Raw genomic sequence first — 22,166 nt, forward strand, 5'->3', positions numbered from 1 at the left:
TATTTGCCAACATCGCGGGCGGTTTTGCTGGTGTCGGTGGTGCCGTCACTGTTGCGGCGCACCGCACGCGCATCGCGGAAGCCAAGCTCCCACGGCGGGACCGGGGTGAATTTTTCGGCCAGGAAGTCGACAAAGGCACGCACCTTGGGCGACAGGTGGCGTTTGTGCGGATACACCGCCGAAATCCACGCCTGATCATGGACATATTCGGTCAGAACCGGGGTCAGGCGACCGGTGCGGATATCTTCATGCACCAGATATTCGGCCAATCGCGCCATGCCGAGCCCGGCCAGAACAGCCTCGTGGAGCACGTCACCGTCATTGGCCGAGAACGAGCCCTGTGCACGGAAGGCCACGTGACCATCGGGCGTTTCAAAGTGCCAGTCGTTAAAGCTTTCGCGTGATGACAGATGCAGACAGTTATGGTTTTCAAGGTCTTGCGGCTTGCGCGGGATACCGTTCTTTTCGAGATATTCCGGCGATGCGACGATCATGCGCCGGTTGACCGCATATTTACGCGCAATCAGCGACGAGTCTTCGAGTGCCGAGAGGCGAATGGCAAGGTCATACCCATCGTTGACCAGATCGGTAAATTTATCATCAAGGGTCAGCTCAATCCGCACATCGGGATAGCGCGCCAGAAATTCCGGGATCAGCGGCACCACCTGCATCTTGGTAAAGGCGACCGACGCGTTGATGCGCAATGTGCCGCGCGGGGCGGCATAAAGCTGGGTGACGACTTCTTCGGCTTCCTCGATCTCGTTTAAGATCGTGCGGGCACGTTCGTAAAAGGCGCGGCCTTCCTCGGTCAGGCTGAGCTGACGGGTGGTGCGCATCAAAAGACGGGCACCCAGACGATCTTCAAGGCGCGAGATGTATTTCGAAACAGCTGACGGTGACAGACGCATTGTCCGGGCAGCGGCCGAGAAACTTCCTTCCTCGACAGCATGGACAAAGATTTCCATTTCCGCGGCGCGATCCATATTCAGCTTTCCTATTTATGACGGACATTCACAAGTAATGTGCATATTGAGGTAATTCTCTTTCCCCGTAAAGGAAATTAGATTGGGTTCATCGAGAGCGACACGGCGTCGCAACGAACGAAATTTTAGGAGGTCACCATGGCCACTTACGAAGAAATCACCACCCGTTACATCTCCACCACCGAAATCGAGGCAGGTGTACGTAAAGGTCAGCAGCTCCGCGCTGAATTCGTAGGCTCCTTCTTCCGTAACCTGTTCAAAGGTTCCGAGAAATCAGCCGACGTAAACCATCCGGCCGGCACCGTTGGCGGTGCTGCCTAACTGACGACCTAACTGCATGCGGTCGAGCGCCGATTGATTTCCTCCCCAAGAGGTGCTCCCGCAGGCAGGGACTATGACGACGGTTTCTATCTAGCGTCTTCCTCCCTATTTGACGCTGTTTTCCCGACTGGCCCGGTCACTTTTGTGATCCGGGCCATTTTTTTGCCTAATCGGCCTCTTTGGGGGCGATGTTGGGCGGCATGTAAAAGCCCGGCCGTTCCGAGAACCATGACCCCAGACTGACGATGGCGGCAGCAATCAGGGTCACCACCAGCATGGTGGCAATCGACATGTCGGCAGCAAACATCCAGCCATAAATCGCCGGGCCGATGGCCGAGGCCAGCACCATGACAGCGGTCAGCGTACTGCGCACAGCCCCGATTTCATCGAGTGGCACCAGTTCGGGGATGATGGCGGTGCGCAGTGTTGTGGCAAATCCGACCGTAATGCCGACCAGCCCCATATAAATCAGGATCACCCACGGCGTGGTTGTCAGGGCCAGAATGGCAATGCCAAGCATCATCGGGATCAGATGCCAGGGAAACAGGCGGCGCGCCGAATGTTTGTCAATCAGTGGACCACTGCCAAACGCGCCCAGCACCGATGTAATGGCAAACACCGTGAACCCGGCAGCAAACCAGCCAAGCTCGATCCCTTTGCTGTTGGAAATCGCCCCCTGATGGAAAAAGAGCGCGGTCATGATCAAGGGGGGTGCGGCCAGCATCGGCATGCAGAACCAGACATAAAGCGATTTGAACAGACGCGGGTGATCACTTTGGCTGGTGTCTGTCGAGGACTCGGCCGTGGCAGTGCTGTTGCCCGCAGGCGTATTTGCCGACTCGCTCGATTTTGCCGGGGCGTTGCGGAATTTTGCATCGCTTCGAATAAGCCAGATCGCAACCGGCAGCAGGACCAGCAGAATAAACGCCGCCGACCCGGCATAGGTATATCGCCAGCCAAAGGCAGCAATCAGGGCCAGCAAGGTGGTGGGCATGATCGCCTCTGCCAGGGGAAAGCCGAAACTGGCAATCGCCAGCGCCCGTCCGCGACTGCGCGAAAAGTAGCGCGCGATGCCGGTCATGCTGACATGGCTCATCAATCCCTGACCGGCCAGACGCAGGACAAACAGGGCCGCGATCAGCATCCAGACATTGCCGGCGAGTGCAATCATCACACAGCCAAGTGCAAGAAGCGCCATGGTGGCAAGGCTGTAGGACAGGATATCGACCTTGTCGATCCAGCGCCCAACGACCGGCAGGCATAGTGCGCTGGCAATGGTGATCCCAGCATAGATATTGGCAAATTCGGTTTCATTGAGTGCCAAGCTTGCCGAGATGAAGGGTACAAACAGTGCGACCAGAAACGTCTGCCCGAACGAGGAGCCAAAACTGTGCAACGCGCCAAAGGCAAGTTGGCGGGGTGCTTGGCGAAGCAAGATCAAAAACTGCATGCGGATTCCGGCAAGGTATGAGTGGGGCGCAAAATTAAATAGTATGAGGAATGTATCTGGCGTGTGAACAGCTGTCTACCTGCCCGCATGGGTGGGATGGGATCAGCTGGTTCGGGGATGCAGCAAAGAAAAAGCCCGCAAGCATTATACTTGCGGGCTTTGACTTTCGTCGGGACGGAGATGGTTTAGCTTGCGGCGACTGCCGGTGTCGGGGTGTTTTTTTTGCCCTGCCACCAGTTGAAGGCCAGAACCGCAAGAAGGACGATCGTGCCAGCGATTTCTGCCCGGATGTCCGGATAGAACACGCCGATGGTTGCCGGAACGATGATGATGCGTGAAAGCACATCCATCGGGGCAAACAGATAGCCTTCAAGGGCGGCGGCAAAGGCGACCAGACACAGGATCGCGGTAAAGCCGGTCCAAAGGACGATCTGGATCGAGCCGCCTTCGATGATTTCCGGATTGAAGACCATGAAGGCCGGGATCAGATAGAGACCCTTGGCGAATTTCCACGCCTGAATACTGGTTTCCATCGGACTGGCGTTGGCAATTGCGGCCCCCGCGAAGCCCGCCAGCGCAATCGGCGGCGTGACGTTACTGTCCTGCGAGTACCAGAACACCACCAGATGGGCGATCAGAAGCGGAATGCCGAACTCGTTCGAAAGCGCCGGACCCACCAGCACGATCAGAACGATATAGGATGCCGTGACCGGCAGACCCATACCGAGGATCAGGCTTGCGATCAGCACCAGAACAAGCGCCAGAACGATGTTGCCACCCGAAAACGCGATCATCATCGACGAGAATTTCAGGCCAAGACCGGTCACGCCAACCACGCCGACAATGATACCGGCAACCGCACAGGCCATCGAGACTGCGACAGCGTTTTTGGCACCAAGTTCAAGGGCGGCAATGGTGATCGCGATGCCCTTGCGGATGGCGGCGATCAGTTTTTCGTGGCTCGGTTTTTCACCTTGCTGCGGGGCGACAAAGAAGAACCACAGTGCATAACGCAGGGCGGCAACCGCCATCACCGACAGAATGGCCCAGAAGCCCACCCGCATCGGCGAGATGTTAAGGACCAGCAGGTAAATCAGAATGCCCAGCGGCAGGATGAACTGCCAGCCTTCCTTGAGAACTTCTTTCCAGTCCGGAAGCTCTTCGACCGGCATGCCGCGCATGCCCTGTTTCAGGGCAACGATATGCACAAACAGATAAACCGTGCCGAGATACAGGATCGCCGGGAAGATCGAGACCAGAACGATGTCGAGATACGGCACCTGGGTATATTCGGAAATCAGGAACGCACCCGCCCCCATCAGCGGGGGGGTGATCTGACCACCGGTGGATGCCGCGGCCTCAACACCGCCCGCCTGTGCCGGGCGATAACCGAGCTTTTTCATCAGCGGAATGGTAAAGGCACCCGTGGTGACGACGTTGGCAATTGCCGAGCCACTGATCGATCCCATACCGGCCGATGCCAGAACGGCGGCCTTGGCCGGGCCACCCGGTTTTCTGCCGGTGGCGGCATAGGCCATATCGATAAAGAACTTGCCAGCACCCGTGACTTCAAGAAACGCCCCAAACAGAACGAACATGAAGATATAGGTCGCAGCAACCCCCATCGGCAGGCCGTAAATACCTTCCTGACCGAGGTAAAGTTGCCCGACAAGGCGATCAACGTCGTTGCCGCGATGGGCAAGAATGCCCGGAAGCCATTCACCGACCCACGGCAGCGCACCGCGCGGACCCGACAGGGCGTAAATGATGGCAACGATGCCAATCACGGTCATGCCAAGCCCGACTGCACGGCGGCTGGCCTCCAGCACGGTAACGGTGGCAATCACGCCGATGATCAGGTCGGTTTCGCTCCAGAAACCGGCGCGGTTGATGATTTCATCAAGAAAGAACGTAAGATAGAAGCCCGTGGTAAAGGCACCGGCCAGGAAGGCGAGATCAATCACCCAGCCAAGGAAGCCGCGCTTTTTGTTGCTGCCGAAAATCGGGAACATCAAAAAGGCCAGGAACATCACGAACGCAAGGTGAATACTGCGTTGATAGAACAGGCCAAGCGGCTCGATCCCTGCGCCATACATCTGGAACAAAGAGAGTGCGACTGCGACGATCGAGATTGCCCACAGAACCAGTTTTGGCTGTGGCAATCTATCCGTCATGGATGGCAGCGTTGCCTGTTCGGACATGAAATTTATTCCCCGGTATCAAGGCGGATGGTGACACGGGTGTGTTCAGCCATCTTTGAAAGGTTGATTTCGTCACGGTCGGTGACGATGCGGTGGTTCACCGCAAGTGAGCCGACGCGCAACACATAGGCATTGCCGCGTACAGGTTCGTCGATATCTTCGATCCAGTATCCGCCGCCTTCTGCGCTGGTCAGAATACCGCGACCGGGATAATGACCAAGTCCCGCCGCGAAGTCGGGCTGATAGGCGCGATGGAGAACCATCTTGCCAAGATCGTCTACATAACAGTCAATCACGCCATCACCGGTGACAGAGTGGTTCCAATACAGGCACCAGCCGGTTTGACGCGGAATTTCGGTTCTGGCCAGAAGCGCCCCGTCCGCACCGATCACCTCAAGATGATCAATGACGGTGCCGGGTTTGACGTGATCCTGATAGGCCGGGCCAGCACATGCCGTGATCAGGAGAAGAAGGGCGGCCATTGCTGGCCGCCCGAACTTTTGCAGAAGCATCTTACTTGATCAGCTTCGGCGGAATCGGCATGCCGGTTTCTTCGTAGTAACGAAGCGCGCCCGGATGCATCGGGATCGGGGTCGAGTTCAGAGCGAAATCAACCGTCGTGTCGTTTGCTGCCGGGTGGATGGCGATCAGTTCGTCGACCTTTTCAAACAGGGTCTTGGTGATCTGATAAGCCAGTTCCTCGTCCATTTCTTCGTTCACGAACAGAACGTTCGGGGTCGAAATGGTGTTAACCGGTGCAGTTACGCCTTCGTAAACGCCTTTACGCAGGGCGTACGGTGCGAAGGTCGGTTCTGCATCGAGGGCCGCCAGGATTTCATCGTCGGTCAGCGCGATCAGTTTGATTTCACGCGTGGTCGCGAGGTTCAGGATCGAGCTGGTGGGCGGACCAACGCTCCAGAAACCGGCATCGATGTCACCATCACGAAGGGCATCTGCGGTTTCGTTGAAGTTCAGGCGCTGTTCTTCGATGTCATCATAGGTGATGCCGTTAGCAGCAAGCAGGGTCTGTGCCGAAACTTCGGTGCCCGAACCCGGTGCACCAACAGAAACGCGCTTGCCTTTGAGGTCGGCAAGGCCGTTGATGCCGCTGTCGGCCATGGTGACGAGCTGAACAGCGTTCGGATAGATCGACGCCAGGGCGCGAACGTTATCAAGGGTACGGCCTTCGAATTTACCGGTGCCGGTGTAACCAGCATAAACGGTATCAGCCAGACCGATTGCGATGTCACTGTCGCCACGGGCAATCAGGCCCATGTTTTCAACAGATGCGCCGGTGACTTCGGCAACAGCACTGGTGCCGTCGATGTATTTGGTGATCAGTTCCGCAAGGCCACCGCCATACGGATAATAGGTGCCACCGGTACCACCGGTTGCGATTGACAGTTGCTGCGCCGACGCGGGTGCGACGGTCAGCATCATGGCTGCGGCTGCTGCGGTGAGCAGGGTACGGAGCTTCATGATAGTCCTCCCTAGGGTTAAACACTTAAGCGACGAATAGATCCAAGAGATCGTAAAACAATATGGGTCTTCACGTTCGTTGGCGGCCTGTAAACCGGGCCTGTTGTTTTTGGGTTTTCGAAGATGCCGGATGTTGATCGCAACATGGTTGGCCGATCAAGCCAAACGGGGACCCTTCAAAGACCAATTCCAAGAGATGATTTTAAGTCAGCCGTTTGAACCGTCCGAACCGGACCGGCTGTCAGATTTCCTCCCTCGGATTTTTGTCAGTTTATCATTTTGGTGTTTTAAGCTGCAATGAGTATGCCAAACAGGAAATAAAATTAACAATTACAAATCAATGACTTAGATTGCTTCGATTTGTCAATTCGGCATAATCTTGCCGATTTACCAAAATGGATCGGCGGATTCTTGCCGATTTATTGCGCGTGCGAACAAAATATCGCAATGCAACAATAGCTTAGGCCGGTTTGTCGCGCCGGATGTTGAGCTTTTTCATTTTCTCGTTAAGCGTCCGGCGCGGGATGTCGAGTTCTTCCATCACCGATTTGACATTGCCGTCATGGCGGTCAAGCGCATCGCGAATGATGCGTTCCTCAAACTCGCGAACCTGATCGGCAAGGGCAAGATCGCGGGTGGGGGCTGTTGTTGTTTCAAACCCACCCTTGAACAGCCGTTTGAACCGTTCTTCTGGACTTCCAACCAGAAGAACATACCGTTCAGCCATGTTTTTAAGCTCGCGGACATTGCCCGGCCACTCATGTGCCCTGAGTTGCCCGATCAATGCCGGGGACAGGCGCTCATACGGGCGTTCGAACCGCTCAGCCGCCCGTTCGGCAAAGATATCAAACAGAAGGGCAACATCATCCTGGCGTTCGCGCAAGGGGGCGATGGACAGTTCAAACGTGTTGATGCGAAACAGCAAATCTTCACGGAAATTGCGCTTCGCAACGGCGGCGACCAGATCTTCGTTGGTCGCACAGATCAGGCGGAAATCGACCTTCACCGGCGCGTTGGACCCCAGGCGCACCACTTCGCGCTGTTCAATCACGCGCAGCAATTTGGCCTGAAGGGCCAGCGGCATGCTTGATATTTCATCGAGAAACAGGGTTCCGCCAATCGCATGTTCGATCCAGCCGATCCGTTGGCTTGCCGCCCCGGTAAAGGCCCCCTTTTCATGGCCAAACAGTTCGCTTTCGGCCGTGCTTTCGGGGATGGCGGCACAGTTTACCGCGACAAATTTTTCATCGCGTCGGTCGCTTAGGTCATGGATGGCGCGCGCGACCAGTTCCTTGCCGGTGCCGGTTTCGCCGGAAATCAGAACCGGGACTTCGGTTGGCGCAATATTGGCGATTTCATCCTTGAGGTTGCGCATCGGCATCGAATTGCCGATCAGGCGGGATTCAAGGCTGCCGCGGCTTGCGATCTGACGCCGAAGGTTGCGGTTTTCAAGAACAAGACGGCGCTTTTCAATGGCGCGTTCAAGGCTTTCGACAATGTCTTTGGGCTCGAACGGTTTTTCGACGAAATCATAGGCGCCACTTTTCATCGCCTCGACCGCCATCGGCACATCGCCGTGGCCGGTCATCAGGATGATCGGGATGTCCGGGTCGGCGGCCAGCACGGATCGGGTAAAGGTAATGCCATCCAGCTTCGGCATTTTGACATCGGTCAGGATGACGCCGGCAAATTCGGGGCTGATGTCATGCAGGGCCTGACGGGCATCTTCGTAGACCGTGACGTCAAAGTCGGAAAGTTCAAGCCACTGGGCAAGCGAGACACGCATCGCCTCGTCATCATCGACGATGATGATGTGCGGTGTGATCTGAATTTCTGCGTCACTGTGTGGCACTTGCTTGGTGGTCGTCACGGTGTTTTACCCTTGAGTAACGGCAGACGGACTTCGAAACAGGCCCCGGCCGTTTCGGTGTTATAGGCTTTTATGCTGCCCCCGAAGTCCCGCACAATGCCATAAGTTACCGAAAGTCCCAATCCCACGCCTTGTCCCGGATCCTTGGTGGTAAAGAACGGATCAAACAAAAGCGACAGGGTTTCTTCATTCATGCCAGGCCCGGTATCGGTAATCTGCATGATGACGTCGGTTTTGGTGCTCGTAAGGTCAATGCGGATGCGTTTGACCGAACTGTCGGCCATGGCATCCAGTGCGTTGCGGATGATGTTCACACAAATCTGTTCGATGCGCACAAGATCGGCCTGGATCACCAGTGGCGTATCGGGTTCATTGCGCTCAAGCGTGCATTCTTCCTGCTGTAATTGCGGGCTTAGCAATTGCAGGGTGTTATCAAGGGCGACATTAAGGTCAACCGGCTCCAGCACGCCGGTGGATTTACGCGAAAACGTCTTGAGCTGGCCTGTGATCGCGCCCATGCGTTCGGTGAGTGCGGAGATCTGGTTGATGTTCTGATCAAGCTTTTCGGTTTTGCCGCGTTCCAGCATCAGTTTGGCACTGGCGCAGAATGTCCGGATGGCTGTGATCGGCTGGTTGATTTCATGGGCGATGGCAGCTGACATTTGCCCAAGGGCGGCAAGCTTTCCGGCCTGCACCAGTTCGTTCTGGGTGCCGCGCAGTTCTTCTTCGGTTTTACGCCGAACAGCGATTTCTTCTTCCAGGCGGATGTTCAGTGCCTGAATGCGGGCAAATTCGCGCGCTTCGCGCTGGGAGGCGAGCTTGAGTTCGCGTTCACGCAAAAACAGGATGATCAGAATGATCAGTCCGGCACCACTGACGGCAATGAACAGGGCGGCGGCCTGACGGTTGGAAACATAATCCATCGATGTCAGGTAATAGAGCCGCCATTTGCTGTCCTGCATGTGTTTGTCATCAAACAGGAAGCGTTCGGAATTGATGGTGACAATGCCCGTACCCTTTGCCAGTTGCTGGCCGATATCAAGGGATGCCAGTTCCTTGCCGGGATATTGTTGATGGCGGACAATCCGGCCGCGCACCTCGGGCGAGAGTTCCGAAAGCGTGCGGTATTTCCAGTCGCCGCGACTGGTCATGGTAATCACACCGTCTTCATCGGCGACAAAGACGGTTTCCCCACCTTCCTGCCAGTTGCTTTCGACCTCATCGAGTTCGATCTTCACCACCGCAACGCCGATGATTTCATCGTCACCGCGGATCGGGTTGGAAATAAACAGGCCGGCCCGCCCGGTGGTCACCCCGATGCCAAAGAAAAATCCCTCGCCGCCGGTAATCGACTGACTGAAATAGGGACGAAATCCGTAATCCTCGCCAACAAAGCTGTCGGGTGTGTTCCAGTTACTTGCCGCGACCGTCATGCCGGTCTTGTCCATGACATAAAGGGCGGCCGCACCGGATCGTTGTTTGACCCGTTCAAGATACATGTCCGCAGTGCGGGGATTCCCGGTGCCGGTGATGGCGGCGATCACTTCGTGATGGCGGGCAACGACATAGGGCAGATAGCGATATTGATCGACGGCCGCGCGCAGCGAACTGTCATAGAGCGCCAAGCGTGCCTGTGCGGTGCGATGCAATTCATTGATCGTCAGATTGCCGGTCGAACTGACAACAAGCCAGACAACAAGTGTCGAAATCAAAACCCCGGCAGCGGTCAGGCTGGCACGGCTGAACTTGCTTAACCAATAGAAAATCGCGACCTCCCGTCGGGTCAGGGATCAATTTGGTTTGTCCCGCGTTCGGGACAGGTGGGCATTTTACCCTGATGCGATGATTGTTATTTGCCGCAGCGGCGCAAAGTCAACAAATACAGCGATGTGACAGATTGCACTGCGACTGTATTCGACAAGCCTTAATTATGCCGCAAGTGGTTATTTTTTCGCCACATTGGAATGTAAATTGTATAGTCACCACACGAATGAGTGAAATGTATCTGTCCAGTAGATGAGGTCCAGGTGAGTAAGATCGCACTTGTTGATGACGACCGTAATATCCTGACGTCGGTTTCGATGGCGTTGGAAGAAGAAGGATATGAGGTCCTGACATATTCTGATGGCTCGGAGGCACTTCATGCCATCACGAAGGAAGAGCCTGATCTTGCGGTGCTTGATATCAAGATGCCCCGTATGGACGGACTGGAACTTCTGACCCATTTGCGCAAGAAAACCGAAATGCCGGTGATCTTCCTGACATCCAAGGATGACGAGGTTGATGAACTGACCGGCCTGCGCATGGGTGCCGATGATTACATCAAGAAACCGTTTTCCCAGCGTTTGCTGATTGAACGTATTCGCACCCTTCTGCGTCGCGCGGAAATCATGCGTGCGGGCGGTGTTCGTCCGAACGGGTCGGATGATGTTTTGCAACGCGGTGATCTGGTGCTTGATCCGTCGCGCCACATGTGCAGCTGGAAAGGTCAGCATGTTAATCTGACCGTGACCGAGTTCCTGTTGATCCAGGCACTGGCCAAACACCCGGGGCACGTGAAAAACCGTGACCAGCTGATTGATGCGGCGTACGGCGAACATATCTATGTCGATGACCGTACGATCGACAGCCACATCAAACGCCTGCGCAAGAAATTCCGCGAGACCGACAAGGAATTCAAGGAAATCGAAACCCTGTATGGCGTCGGTTATCGGTATCGCGACACGGCCACCGTGGCAGGTTGATCAGGATTTTTGACGCGCCGGAGCTTTGTGCTTCGGCGCGCACTCTTTTGCAGGCCCGTTTCCCGGGCCGGTTATTGCAGGTTTGAATGAGCGATCTTGGGACTGGTGATCACGACCAGCACACAGGTCCGTCCGAACCCCGGACGACGCGGATAGAGGAACGCCACGGGCTGTTTTCGCCTTTGACCTGGCGGATTCTGGCCGTGAACGCGCTGGCACTTTTTGTGCTGGTGGCGGGTATTTTGTATCTGGGCCGCTACAAGCAGGAACTTATTCATTCCGAACTGGAAGCCATGGCGGTGCAAGCGGAAATGTATGCCGCCGCCCTGTCGACGTCGGCCGTGAGTTCCAGTGATGATGCAACCAACCGGGTGAAAATCGAAGTGGCGCGCGAAATGGTGCGCCGTCTTGTCGGGATTACCGGCGCACGCACACGTCTTTTTGCCACCAATGGCAGTCTTCTGGCTGATAGTCGCAGCATCCAGTCACTTGGTGCGGGCACCATTCAGGCCGAACAGCTTCCACCACCGGGCGAAGAAGATGCCTTTGCCGATATCATGCGCAAACTGACCGATGGCATCCTGACACTGTTTGAGGGCGAACAACCCTTGCCACTTTATGTCGATCCGCCGGTTGCCAGTGCGGCCGATTACCCGGAAGTACGCGCAGCCCTGGCGGGCTATTCGCGCGGGGTGGTTCGTGTTGATAGCGAAGGACGACGGGTCTTGTCGGTGTCGGTGCCGGTTGCCCGGTTCAAGCAGGTTCTGGCATCGGTGATGATGACCAAAAGTGGCGAATCGATTGAAAACGCTCTGCATGCGGTGCGCCTTGATATCCTGAAAATCTTTGTCTTTGCCTTTGGCATTACGGTGTTGTTGTCGATCTATCTTGCCGGGGTGATCACACGGCCGCTGAACCGGCTGGCACGTGCGGCGGAACGGGTCCGGCGCAGCAAAAACCGCCAGTTCGCCATTCCTGATCTGTCGGATCGTCGCGATGAAATCGGCGATCTGTCGACCACGCTTCGCGATATGACCGAAACGCTGTGGGACCGTATGGACGCGATTGAACGGTTTGCCGCCGATGTCGCGCACGAGATTAAAAACCCGCTGACATCATTGCGGTCCGCGGTGGAAACCGCCACGCGCCTTAAGGATCCGGAACGCCAGCGCCGCCTGATGGAAATCATCGCCGAGGATGTCCAGCGTCTTGATCGCCTGATCAGTGATATTTCCGACTATTCGCGGATGGATGCCGAATTGTCGCGCGCCGAGAGCGAGGAAGTCGATCTTGATGTGCTGCTTTATACGCTGGGCGAACTTTATAACGCCGATGCCGAGGGCCCGCGGATCAAAGTATCCGTGCCTGAAAACCTGAATGTCCCGGCGCTTGAAAGCCGTCTGACACAGGTGTTCAGGAACCTGATTTCGAATGCGATTACCTTTACGCCCGAGGGCGGCGAAGTTCGCGTGCGGGCATGGCGGGATAAAAACTGGGCCGTAATCACGGTCGAGGATGATGGCCCGGGCATCCCGCCCGGCAAGGAAGAGGCGATCTTCAACCGGTTCTATACCGAACGCCCCGCGACTGAGAAGTTCGGGCAGCATTCTGGCTTGGGGCTTTCGATTTCCAAGCGAATCATTGCCGCCCATAATGGCGAGCTTAGTGCACAGAATCGCGTGGTTCGTGACGAGGTCAAGGGCGCTGTCTTTACCATTCGCCTGCCGCTCGACTAGGATTTTTCGGCGCAGAAAGTGCGAAATGCCTATGCGGGAGGTTAAGTGGATCACGCCCCGGGCTTTTGGGGTTTGACAAGCCAACCTCTGCCAAGCATCGTTTTGCATTATGTCCCAGCTTCACGCAAATTGTGTCCGGATCGGCGCCCATGCGGTGCTGTTGCGCGGGCCTTCCGGATCTGGAAAATCCGGGCTTTCGCTGCGTCTGATCGACGCGGGCGGTTTTCTTGTTTCTGATGATCGAACCGACCTTGTGGCGCGCGATGGTCGCCTGATTGCCAGCGCACCCGATCAGATTGCCGGATTGTGCGAAGTCCGCGGCATCGGGGTTGTGCGCGGTTTGCCGCAAAAAGCCGAAGGCGATGTGCGGGTTCTGATTGATCTGGTCACCGATCCCAACACTGTTGAACGCATGCCCGAACCCGAATTCGAAGAGATTTGTGGCATTGCGATCCCGCGTTGGACATTATGTGCATCCGATCTGGCCATCGAGGCAAAGATTGGAGTAGCTTTGGCGCTCGCGACGGGTGGAATGACACTTGAACCGTAATCCACAGGACCCAGACTTGCAGAAAACTTCGGCGAATTCTTCGGACAGCCAGAATAAGGCCCTGGGGGCGTTTGATGGCAAAAGCGGACTGGTTCTTGTGACCGGGGTATCCGGTGCCGGACGCACGACGACCCTTAAGATTCTTGAAGATTTCGGCTTTGATGCGGTCGATAACCTGCCGCTGCGCATGCTGTCTGCCCTGGTGCCGGGGGATTGCCGCCCGGAACAGCCGATTGCCATCGGCCTTGATATCCGGACCCGTGATTTCGGTGTTGATCAGTTTGTCGAGATTGTCGGTCGCCTGCGCAAACAGACCGGCATGGATCCGTTGATGATCTATGTTGATGCCGACACAACTGTCCTGCAGCGCCGGTTTACCGAAACCAGACGCCCGCATCCGCTAAGCCATGATCGGCCTTTGGTTGACGCGATTGAACATGAAAAACGCCTGATGGCGCCGATTGCCGCGACCGCGGATATGCGCATTGACACATCGCGCCTGAAATCGGCCGAGCTTCGCAAGATCCTGCAAGACCAGTTCGACATTGGCGAAAACGAAGGCCTTGCGATCTTTGTGCGCAGCTTTTCGTTCCGTCAGGGTGTTCCGGCAGAAGCCGATCTTGTTTTTGACGTTCGCTTTCTGCGCAACCCGCATTATGATCCCGAGCTTCGCCTGATGACCGGGATGAATGCGGCTGTTGGGCAATACATAGAAGAAGACCCGGATTTCGCCGGGTTTATCGACCGCCTGAAGGCAATGCTGGAGCCGATTTTGCCGCGCTATGCGCAGGAAGGTAAAAGCTATCTGACCATTGCGGTCGGGTGCACAGGTGGTCAACATCGTTCGGTTTATATCGCGCGGTTACTCAATGACTGGATTGCCGATCTGGGATATGACACACATCTCAGCCATCGGGACAAACCGGACGAGCCGACCTCGGGGGAGTGAAAAATGGAGAAAACTGCATGATCGGGATGGTGCTGGTCACCCACGGCGATCTCGCGAAAGAGTTCGTATCTGCCTTGCAGCATGTTGTTGGCGAACAGGAAAATGTCGAAGCGGTCTGTATCGGACCGGATGACGACATGGAACAACGCCGCGCAGATATTCTTGCCAGTGTCGAAAAGGTCGACAGTGGCAAAGGTGTTGTCCTTCTGACCGACATGTTTGGCGGGACCCCGTCCAATCTGGCGATTTCCATTATGGAACAGGCAAATGTCGAAGTCATCGCAGGGGTTAATTTACCTTTGCTGATTAAACTCGCATCTGTTCGCATCGACGGCACCTTGGCCGAAACGGTCAATGCGGCCCAGGATGCGGGGCGTAAATACATCAACGTTGCGTCGCGTTTGCTGAGCGGCGAGGAATAAGTCAGCCACAAAAAGAACAGGGCCGGATGCGCGGGGACAGTGCATCAGGCTTGCGGGGACATACATGGCGCAGAAGGAAAAACGCACTTTAACAATCAGCAACCAGCGCGGATTGCACGCGCGGGCGGCTGCAAAATTTGTTAAACTGGCAGGTGAATTTCAATCGAGCATCATGGTGCGCAACCGCGGCACCGAAGTGTCGGGTGTGTCGATCATGGGTTTGATGATGCTGGCCGCATCGATCGGCACCGAGATCGAGGTCGAGGCCACCGGCCCGGACGCCAAACAGGCGATTGATGCGCTTAACGAACTGGTCGATGCCAAGTTCGACGAAGAATAGGATCCCGCGGATCACGATTTGAGGCCGCGGGCGTCTGAGTTTCGGGAAACAACAAGAACGAGTTGGTAGCAGACAAGGCTTGCAAGTTCCTCCGACAGACCAAACTGTTTCAGATGAAAATAACTCGGGCGTTCGCCGGGTCATAACCGGATTGGGCGCATCGGGCGGGATTGTGATCGGTCGCGCCTTTGTTCTGGATCGCCAGATCGTCCATGTCAGCCGCAAGCCGATTTCCCAAGATGCCGTGCAGGCCGAATGCAAACGTCTTCATGATGGCGTTGCCGAAAGCATTGATCAGCTCAAACGCCTGAAATCCCAATCATCAAGTGCCGAAAGTGCCGCGTCCGAGGAACTTGGCTTCCTGATGGATGCCTATATCCACATGCTGACCCAATCGCGCCTGGTGCGCGGGGCCGAAGAACTGATCGTCTCGCGCAAGCTTAATGCCGTGCATGCGGTCAGCGAAGTGATCGATGCGATTGCCGAACAGTTTTCGGGCATGGAAGACAGCTATCTTGCGGCACGCGCCACGGATATTCGCGAGGTGGGCCTGCGCCTGATGCGCTGCCTGATCGGCGAGACCGACCGGGCAATGGACAATGCCCCACAGGGGTCCATCCTGATTGCCGAAGATGTCAGTCCGGCCGATATGGCGCGCTTTGAACCGGGCCAACTGACCGCCTTTGTCACCGCCCTTGGCGGGGCAGAGGGCCATACCGCCATCATGGCGAGATCCCTTGGCATTCCGGCCGTTCTGGGGGCTGCTGATATCGTTCGCGGCGTTGCTGGCGGCGATCAGATCATTATCGATGGCGGGCGCGGTGAAGTGATCCTGTCGCCAAGCGATGCCGATATTGAACATTATACCCAACGCCGTGCTGACTGGCTGGCGGCGCGCGAAAAGCTGGCATCCCTTCGCGATGTGCCCTCATCAACGCGTGACGGCATCGATATTGACCTGCATGCCAATATCGAACTTCCAATCGAACTTGCCGCAGCCCTGGAAAACGGGGCGACCGGTATCGGGCTTTTGCGCAGCGAGTTCATGTTCATGAACAAGGACTATCTGCCCGACGAGGACGAGCAATACGAAGAACTTGCCGATATCGTCAAACGCATGGATGGCAAACCTGTCACCATCCGGACCCTTGATATCGGTGGTGAAAAACTGGCCGTCGCCCTTCAAGATGAAATCGTGTCTGGCCCGAACCCGGCCCTTGGATTGCGTGGCATACGGTTATCATTGCGCAAGCCCGAACTGCTTGAAGCACAGTTTGCCGCCATCCTGCGGGCATCCCTGCATGGATCGGTTCGGGTGTTGCTTCCGATGGTGGTCAACGTGCATGAAATGACCCGTGCGCGTCAGATCTATGAGGCGGTGGCAAAGCGCCTGCGCAAGGACGGCCATCCGATCCCCGAAACCCTGCCGCCGCTTGGTGCGATGATCGAAATTCCCGCCGCGGCGCTGGCGGCGGATACCTTGGCGCGCGACAGTGATTTCTTTGCCATCGGCACCAACGATCTGACGCAATATACCCTGGCGATTGACCGCACCGATGATCAGGTGGCGGGCATGTTTGATCCGCTGCATCCGGCGGTGCTGCGTCTGATCCGTGATGTGATCAAGGTGGCCCGCGAACGCGACATACCCGTCAGTGTCTGTGGCGAGATGGCCGGTGATCCGCGCTATGTGCCGCTGTTCATCGGATTTGGCTTGCGCAACCTTTCGATGTCGCCGGTCAATCTGTTGCTGGTCAAACAGCGCCTGCGCCGCCTTGATAGTCGCAATTCCGAACATCAGGCCAACCGCGTCATGGAACAATGGGATTCTGCCCGGATTGCGATGATGCTTGATGACTTCAACGATCTCGCCTGAAAAATCCCGTTCCTCATAGCTTGTTGTGATCGGCATCTGTCCCAACATAGGGGACAGTTTTGTCCGCGCTTATCCTTGGTTTCCCGCCGCAAAAAAGGCCGGGATTTCAGGGCGTGGGCATCTTTGATCCGGTCCGGTTTTGCCCGGAATGCAAATTCCGTCAAAAAAGGACTTGAAAACGATATAAAGATATCTTTATATGTGGCCTATAGCGATCAGGGAAATGATCGCAACAGAATTCTTCGGCGTATCGGCAGGATGGAAATTCCATGCGGATGCGCCATTCCTGTTTGATTGGAGACGATATGTCGAACTTTACCGATTACAAGGTCGCTGATATCTCGCTGGCCGGTTGGGGCCGCAAGGAAATCGCGATTGCCGAAACCGAAATGCCGGGCCTGATGGCGCTGCGCGATGAATATGGCGCGGCCAAGCCGCTTGCTGGCGCGCGCATCGTCGGCTGCCTGCACATGACCATTCAGACCGCAGTTCTGATTGAAACCCTGACGGCACTCGGCGCAGAAGTTCGCTGGTCTTCGTGCAACATCTTCTCCACCCAGGATCAGGCTGCTGCGGCGATCGCAGCTGCTGAAATCCCGGTATTTGCCTGGAAAGGCGAGACCGAGGAAGAGTTCTGGTGGTGCATCGAGCAGACCATTTCCGGTCCGAACGGCTGGAAGCCGAACCTGATCCTTGATGATGGCGGCGACGTTACCCAGCTGATCCACGACAAGTATCCGGAACTTCTCGAAGACATCAAAGGTCTGTCGGAAGAAACCACCACCGGTGTGCACCGCCTCTATGAAATGGCGAAAAAAGGCACGCTTAAGGTCCCGGCGATCAACGTCAATGACTCGGTCACCAAGTCGAAATTCGACAACCTGTATGGCTGCCGCGAGAGCCTTGTTGATGGCATCAAGCGCGCAACCGACGTCATGGTTGCCGGCAAGATCGCCGTTGTTGCCGGTTTCGGTGACGTGGGCAAAGGTTCGGCCGCGTCCATGCGCAGCCAGGGCGCACGCGTTCTGGTAACCGAAATCGATCCGATCTGCGCATTGCAGGCCGCGATGGAAGGTTACGAAGTCACCACCATGGAAGATGCAGCCCCGGTTGGCGACATTTTCGTCACCACCACCGGTAACATCGACATCATCACGCTTGACCACATGCGTGCGATGAAAGACCGCGCAATCGTTTGCAACATCGGTCACTTCGATTCCGAAATCCAGATCGGTTCGCTGCGTAACTACAAGTGGGACAACGTCAAGCCGCAGGTCGACGAAGTCGAATTCCCGGATGGCAAACGTCTGATCGTTCTGGCCGAAGGCCGTCTGGTCAACCTTGGTTGCGCCACCGGTCACCCGAGCTTCGTGATGTCGGCATCCTTCACCAACCAGGTGCTGGCGCAGATCGAGCTGTGGAAAAACCACGCCAACTACGAAAACAAGGTTTACGTCCTGCCGAAACACCTTGATGAGAAAGTTGCAGCCCTGCACCTTGATCGTCTTGGCGTGAAACTGACCAAACTGTCGTCCGAACAGGCCGAATATATCGGCGTACCGCAGGCTGGTCCGTTCAAGCCGGATCATTATCGCTATTAATTGGCGCTACTAATTGGCATCTGCCGATTTGCATCAAAGCCGGTCTGTTCATTCAGACTGGCTTTTTTGGTGTCCAGATACAAAGCAAGTTGTTAGAAGCATTTAAATCTTGTCAGACGGATGACAGCCATGCCCCAGCTTGAAATCGAATATTCTGCCCTACTGCCCATCAAGGATGAATTGTCCAAGCTCGCGGTTGATCTGCATTACGTCATCGCCCGCGAGGCCGATGCGGAACTGAGTTCTTTCAAGACCCGGATTACGCCGCTGGAAAATGTCGTGATCGGCGATGGCGATCCGAAAAACGCCATGGTGCATCTTGATATCCGGCTTCTGTCAGGCCGGATCAATGCTGTGAAATTCGCCACTGGCGAGGCCGCCCTTGCCGCACTTATCGATCGGCTGGAATGGCTGGTTGGCGATTATCAGGTGCAGTTTACCGTCGAGGTCCATGACCTTGATCGGGAAAACTATTTCAAGCATGTCACTGACGGCCCGCGCCCGGCCTGATTGCGCCACCACGTTTGCCGGGTGATTACATCAAAAGCGCTTCGTGGATTGGATGATCCGGGCCATAGCGATCATTAAGCAACTTGATCAGCTCACGCGAAAAGCCCTTGCCGGCATCAAGCAGGGATCGCAATTCCGTATCATTGCGATCATGTGGCCCGACGCCATCAAGGCGCGCGCGCACTTCCGGATCGGAAAGTTCGCGCAGGAAACGGTCATACAATTCCAGTGCCGGAAGACTTTTTTCACCAAACACGGTTTGCAGGCGCGTGATCGGTGGCAGCTGTAAAAGTTCGGACAGTTTTTCGCGTTTACCGGCATAATACCGGCCGGCGGTTTCGGCTGCTGCGATAATGCCGCCGAAATAAAGCATCTTGCGTGAGAAAACCAGTTTCAGCCGCCGGGGTGCCCAGGCCTTGCTGGCGTCGCCTTCGCGGGTCTTGATTTCAAAATCGACGCTGATGGTGCGGTAATAGCGGATCACGTCATTGACCAGAAACCGCGCGATGGAATCACGGGTAACCGAACTGGTGACGTAATTGGCGATCAGATCGTCAAAAAACTTGCGTTTGCCCGCCTCGTTATAGAGCCACTCACATTCCAGCAGGAACAACAACCGACGTGTGGTGATCGAGTTGGTATCGCCATCAAGCCCGATACGATTGACCAGTTCCTCGGCGGTGATATAGGAGGAAAACGGGCCGTTTACCGCCGGTTTCTTGGTGACCATCTTGCCAAGGATATCGGCGACCTGTTGGTGCGGCGCCTGACTGCGTTCGGCTTCGCGGCCAATGATGAAGTAATCCAGATCGGATTGATCGGATGCCTCATGCCGCCCATAGGACCCGGTCACCACCACGCAAAATGTATCGCCCGACAGGCTTTTACCCAATGCGTCGCGCATCTCGGCCAGACGTGTGGCCGAGTAGTGCTGATTGGTTGCGATGGTTTGCGGTAACAAGATCGGGACAGCCTCTTGGTGCGACTCGTTGATATCCGAGTATCTGCCTAATGGTTAAAGATTAAAACCACGTTTAACTGATATGGCACTGTTCAATTAAGCTGATTGACAGTTTTATGGGCGCGGCAGATATTTTTCGCGCCTGTTCAATATCTTGAACCTTCTGCGTCCCCCTTGATCACGAAAGTTTTCCCATCATGGACATTTCCGATCTGCCGTTCGGTACAACCGACTGGTCTGCGATTGAACCGACCGAACACACCGGTGAAACCGGCATGGCGACCTGGCGGACCCGCCAGTTTGGCGCGATCCGTGTCAGGATGGTGCAATATTCCGCCGGTTATCTGGCAGATCACTGGTGTTCCAAGGGGCACATTTTATTGTGTCTTGAAGGCGAACTGGTGACCGAGCTTGAGGATGGCCGGACCTATGTCCTGAAACCGGGTATGAGCTATCAGGTGGCAGACAACGCAGAGGCCCATCGTTCCTCAACCGAAACCGGCGCGACCCTTTTCGTCGTTGATTAAAACGGCCGGGCCTTAATCAAACAGGCTGGCGGCGGCGGCCTGTTGGGCCGGATCGGTCAGGCTGCCGACACGGCGCAGAAAGGAATGCTTTTCCTCGTAATAGCGTTTTGACAGATCGGCAAAGCAGCGGACTTCGACATCCTTGTTGATGTGAAATTCACGCCTCGGCACCTTGGCCTCGTGCAGGTCAAAGCTGCTGGCGGATGCGCTGAGTTGATGATCGACAACATCGGCAACGCCATCAAGCTCGATCCGGTTTTTGAGACTATGCAGGAATTTCTTGAACGGCGGATGGCTGTTCAAGAACGCCTTTTCGGTCAGCAGGAAGTCATCGGCGGCAAAGTCCGGCGCATTCTTGACAACAAATTCGCGGCACAGATGGTCGGTGGCAAAGCACATCGGACCAAAGATGAAATTGCGATAGATGTCTTCTTTCAGCTGCCAGAACTTGTCCAAACGTTTAAGCGAATCTGCATCAAGTTTTACCGCCGCCTCAAGCAACAGGCGCGGGTGGCAATGTACATGGTTGGGATGGACATACGTCTTGGTGCGGCTGATGCCTTCAAGCGTGTCGATATTAACCGGGCCGGAAAACAGCGCCGCATGCGGGTGATCGGACTTTTTGGACAGAAGCGCGATCACTTCATCCGGATCGACACCATGTTTGACCAGCAGATGATTGACCGAAAGATCAAGGTCGACCTCGCCAGTGATGATCTGATTGGTCAATTGATGGTGGTTGCGGTTAAAGCGGCGCGCGAATTCCGGTTCCAGCGTATGGGAAAACGGGCCATGGCCGATATCATGCAACAGGGCGGCAGCCCCCAAAAGGTCGCAATCGGCATCCGATAGTCCCATCAAGCGGCAATAGCGTTGCGACAGCAATGCGACGCCAATCGTGTGGTCATAGCGCGAATGACGGATATTGGCCGGGCGTCCGTTGGGGTGGAACAGATAATCGATGGCACCGAGAAACGAGATTTCGCGCAGCCGTTCAAAGGCAGGCGATGCGATCAGTTTTTTGTGCAACGGCCGGTCAAATGCCGAGGCGATCTGGGCGCGTTTGAAATGGTAGTTATATTGCGGCACATCGCGAAACAGCAGTTCCCATTCGGCGATGTCATCGGCATTGAAATTGGTATCAAACAGATCACCGATTTCCGGTGCCGGCTTTGCCGCCGCCTTGAGCACGGCAGAGTCCTTTTGTGGCGCGGCCTGCTTGGGCTCTGCGCGCTGGGCAAAAAGGTCTAGCTGCGGTTTTGGGCTCATTTTAGGAATGGTTGATGCGCTCAGTTGAGAATGTGTGTCCCGCAGACATAAACGGAATCACCGGCTATGTCATTGCGGTTTTTCCGCAGGATTTCGCCATGAAATACGCCACCAGACAAGCCTGTTGCCGTAATGATGTGAAACGGTGGTAAAAGCACGGCGTTTTCACCATAATAATAGCTCATAAACACAAACGGTTAACAACACGTGACACGGCGAGCATCCGAACAGGCATCCATACAGCTTTGCGCAGGCAAAAAGACAGTGGCGATCATGCGCAGACTGTCTGATTTGGCGCGCCCGGCCTTTTGGCGCAGCACGGGTGCGATGGTTGCCACGTTTGGTCTGTCGATAACCGTGCAGGCCCAGGAAAAATT

At 55.7% G+C, this 22,166-nt stretch carries 20 protein-coding genes; 11 read left to right on the plus strand and 9 right to left on the minus strand.

Features of this window, described 5'->3' with window-relative positions:
* On the minus strand, nt 1–983 hold a 983-nt coding region (locus B3Z49_RS17335; protein ID WP_008889044.1), incomplete at its 3' end, for a LysR family transcriptional regulator.
* A gap of 138 nt (nt 984–1,121) precedes the next feature.
* Between B3Z49_RS17335 and B3Z49_RS17340 the strand changes: the two genes are divergently transcribed.
* Nucleotides 1,122–1,304 carry a hypothetical protein gene (locus B3Z49_RS17340; protein ID WP_008889045.1) on the plus strand — a complete coding sequence of 61 codons (183 nt, stop codon included), beginning with the start codon at nt 1,122–1,124 and terminating at the stop codon, nt 1,302–1,304.
* Between the two features lie 166 nt (nt 1,305–1,470).
* Here the strand turns inward: B3Z49_RS17340 and B3Z49_RS17345 are convergent, their stop codons facing one another.
* From B3Z49_RS17345 to B3Z49_RS17370, 6 genes are all read right to left on the minus strand, one after another.
* Nucleotides 1,471–2,754 (minus strand): MFS transporter, encoded by a 1,284-nt coding sequence (locus B3Z49_RS17345; RefSeq protein ID WP_296993140.1) that lies wholly within the window; start codon nt 2,752–2,754, stop codon nt 1,471–1,473.
* A 185-nt stretch (nt 2,755–2,939) separates the two neighbouring features.
* The gene (locus tag B3Z49_RS17350; RefSeq protein ID WP_296993142.1) at nt 2,940–4,955 is read right to left on the minus strand and encodes a TRAP transporter permease; all 2,016 of its coding nucleotides are present in this window, start codon (nt 4,953–4,955) and stop codon (nt 2,940–2,942) included.
* Between the two features lie 5 nt (nt 4,956–4,960).
* Nucleotides 4,961–5,437 (minus strand): DUF1850 domain-containing protein, encoded by a 477-nt coding sequence (locus B3Z49_RS17355; protein ID WP_040822600.1) that lies wholly within the window; start codon nt 5,435–5,437, stop codon nt 4,961–4,963.
* 31 nt (nt 5,438–5,468) lie between these two features.
* On the minus strand, nt 5,469–6,434 hold the full coding sequence (locus tag B3Z49_RS17360; RefSeq protein ID WP_008889049.1) for a TAXI family TRAP transporter solute-binding subunit: 966 nt from the start codon (nt 6,432–6,434) through the stop codon (nt 5,469–5,471).
* A gap of 460 nt (nt 6,435–6,894) precedes the next feature.
* Nucleotides 6,895–8,304 carry a sigma-54-dependent transcriptional regulator gene (locus tag B3Z49_RS17365; RefSeq protein ID WP_296993145.1) on the minus strand — a complete coding sequence of 470 codons (1,410 nt, stop codon included), beginning with the start codon at nt 8,302–8,304 and terminating at the stop codon, nt 6,895–6,897.
* On the minus strand, nt 8,301–10,016 hold the full coding sequence (locus tag B3Z49_RS17370) for a sensor histidine kinase (protein WP_296993147.1): 1,716 nt from the start codon (nt 10,014–10,016) through the stop codon (nt 8,301–8,303). Before B3Z49_RS17370 ends, B3Z49_RS17365 begins: the two co-directional genes overlap by 4 nt.
* A 315-nt stretch (nt 10,017–10,331) precedes the next feature.
* Between B3Z49_RS17370 and B3Z49_RS17375 the strand changes: the two genes are divergently transcribed.
* The 9 genes from B3Z49_RS17375 (at nt 10,332) to B3Z49_RS17415 (ending at nt 19,032) form a co-directional block, all read left to right on the plus strand.
* Nucleotides 10,332–11,048: a response regulator transcription factor gene (locus B3Z49_RS17375; RefSeq protein ID WP_008889052.1), complete on the plus strand. Its 717-nt coding sequence runs from the start codon at nt 10,332–10,334 to the stop codon at nt 11,046–11,048.
* Nucleotides 11,049–11,134: 86 nt separating this feature from the next.
* Entirely contained in the window at nt 11,135–12,784 is a 1,650-nt protein-coding gene (locus B3Z49_RS17380; RefSeq protein WP_232308274.1) for a stimulus-sensing domain-containing protein, read from the plus strand.
* A 109-nt stretch (nt 12,785–12,893) separates the two neighbouring features.
* On the plus strand, nt 12,894–13,334 hold the full coding sequence (locus tag B3Z49_RS17385) for an HPr kinase/phosphorylase (RefSeq protein ID WP_296993150.1): 441 nt from the start codon (nt 12,894–12,896) through the stop codon (nt 13,332–13,334).
* A gap of 16 nt (nt 13,335–13,350) precedes the next feature.
* Complete coding sequence (gene rapZ, locus B3Z49_RS17390) at nt 13,351–14,283, plus strand: RNase adapter RapZ (protein WP_008889055.1); 933 nt, start codon at nt 13,351–13,353, stop codon at nt 14,281–14,283.
* A gap of 17 nt (nt 14,284–14,300) precedes the next feature.
* Nucleotides 14,301–14,705, plus strand: a complete 405-nt coding sequence (locus tag B3Z49_RS17395; RefSeq protein WP_008889056.1) for a PTS sugar transporter subunit IIA — start codon at nt 14,301–14,303, stop codon at nt 14,703–14,705.
* Nucleotides 14,706–14,769: 64 nt separating this feature from the next.
* Entirely contained in the window at nt 14,770–15,045 is a 276-nt protein-coding gene (locus B3Z49_RS17400) for an HPr family phosphocarrier protein (RefSeq protein WP_008889057.1), read from the plus strand.
* Nucleotides 15,046–15,124: 79 nt separating this feature from the next.
* Complete coding sequence (gene ptsP / locus B3Z49_RS17405; protein WP_051007567.1) at nt 15,125–16,921, plus strand: phosphoenolpyruvate--protein phosphotransferase; 1,797 nt, start codon at nt 15,125–15,127, stop codon at nt 16,919–16,921.
* Between the two features lie 305 nt (nt 16,922–17,226).
* Nucleotides 17,227–18,522, plus strand: a complete 1,296-nt coding sequence (gene ahcY, locus B3Z49_RS17410) for an adenosylhomocysteinase (RefSeq protein ID WP_008889059.1) — start codon at nt 17,227–17,229, stop codon at nt 18,520–18,522.
* A gap of 129 nt (nt 18,523–18,651) precedes the next feature.
* Nucleotides 18,652–19,032: a 5-carboxymethyl-2-hydroxymuconate Delta-isomerase gene (locus B3Z49_RS17415; protein ID WP_296993154.1), complete on the plus strand. Its 381-nt coding sequence runs from the start codon at nt 18,652–18,654 to the stop codon at nt 19,030–19,032.
* 25 nt (nt 19,033–19,057) lie between these two features.
* On the opposite strand, the gene B3Z49_RS17420 is transcribed toward B3Z49_RS17415, so the two are convergent.
* Nucleotides 19,058–19,993, minus strand: a complete 936-nt coding sequence (locus tag B3Z49_RS17420; RefSeq protein ID WP_296993155.1) for a DUF294 nucleotidyltransferase-like domain-containing protein — start codon at nt 19,991–19,993, stop codon at nt 19,058–19,060.
* 197 nt (nt 19,994–20,190) lie between these two features.
* Between B3Z49_RS17420 and B3Z49_RS17425 the strand changes: the two genes are divergently transcribed.
* Nucleotides 20,191–20,520: a DHCW motif cupin fold protein gene (locus B3Z49_RS17425; protein WP_296993157.1), complete on the plus strand. Its 330-nt coding sequence runs from the start codon at nt 20,191–20,193 to the stop codon at nt 20,518–20,520.
* Nucleotides 20,521–20,532: 12 nt separating this feature from the next.
* Here B3Z49_RS17425 and B3Z49_RS17430 read toward each other — a convergent pair whose 3' ends face one another.
* A complete protein-coding gene (locus B3Z49_RS17430; RefSeq protein WP_209272090.1) occupies nt 20,533–21,789 on the minus strand; it encodes an HD domain-containing protein in 1,257 nt (418 codons plus the stop codon).
* Between the last annotated feature and the right edge of the window lie 377 nt (nt 21,790–22,166).

The sequence above is a fragment of the Thalassospira sp. UBA1131 genome (assembly GCF_002311515.1).
GTDB lineage: Bacteria > Pseudomonadota > Alphaproteobacteria > Rhodospirillales > Thalassospiraceae > Thalassospira.

Excerpts from the sequence above, each read along its gene's own strand:
- B3Z49_RS17340 (WP_008889045.1), top strand. The coding sequence starts at position 1,122 with ATGGCCACTTACGAAGAAATCACCACCCGTTACATCTCCACCACCGAA.
- B3Z49_RS17345 (WP_296993140.1), bottom strand. The coding sequence starts at position 2,754 with ATGCAGTTTTTGATCTTGCTTCGCCAAGCACCCCGCCAACTTGCCTTT.
- B3Z49_RS17350 (WP_296993142.1), bottom strand. The coding sequence starts at position 4,955 with ATGTCCGAACAGGCAACGCTGCCATCCATGACGGATAGATTGCCACAG.
- B3Z49_RS17355 (WP_040822600.1), bottom strand. The coding sequence starts at position 5,437 with ATGGCCGCCCTTCTTCTCCTGATCACGGCATGTGCTGGCCCGGCCTAT.
- B3Z49_RS17360 (WP_008889049.1), bottom strand. The coding sequence starts at position 6,434 with ATGAAGCTCCGTACCCTGCTCACCGCAGCAGCCGCAGCCATGATGCTG.
- B3Z49_RS17380 (WP_232308274.1), top strand. The coding sequence starts at position 11,135 with ATGAGCGATCTTGGGACTGGTGATCACGACCAGCACACAGGTCCGTCC.
- B3Z49_RS17385 (WP_296993150.1), top strand. The coding sequence starts at position 12,894 with ATGTCCCAGCTTCACGCAAATTGTGTCCGGATCGGCGCCCATGCGGTG.
- B3Z49_RS17395 (WP_008889056.1), top strand. The coding sequence starts at position 14,301 with ATGATCGGGATGGTGCTGGTCACCCACGGCGATCTCGCGAAAGAGTTC.
- B3Z49_RS17400 (WP_008889057.1), top strand. The coding sequence starts at position 14,770 with ATGGCGCAGAAGGAAAAACGCACTTTAACAATCAGCAACCAGCGCGGA.
- ahcY (WP_008889059.1), top strand. The coding sequence starts at position 17,227 with ATGTCGAACTTTACCGATTACAAGGTCGCTGATATCTCGCTGGCCGGT.
- B3Z49_RS17415 (WP_296993154.1), top strand. The coding sequence starts at position 18,652 with ATGCCCCAGCTTGAAATCGAATATTCTGCCCTACTGCCCATCAAGGAT.
- B3Z49_RS17425 (WP_296993157.1), top strand. The coding sequence starts at position 20,191 with ATGGACATTTCCGATCTGCCGTTCGGTACAACCGACTGGTCTGCGATT.
- B3Z49_RS17430 (WP_209272090.1), bottom strand. The coding sequence starts at position 21,789 with ATGAGCCCAAAACCGCAGCTAGACCTTTTTGCCCAGCGCGCAGAGCCC.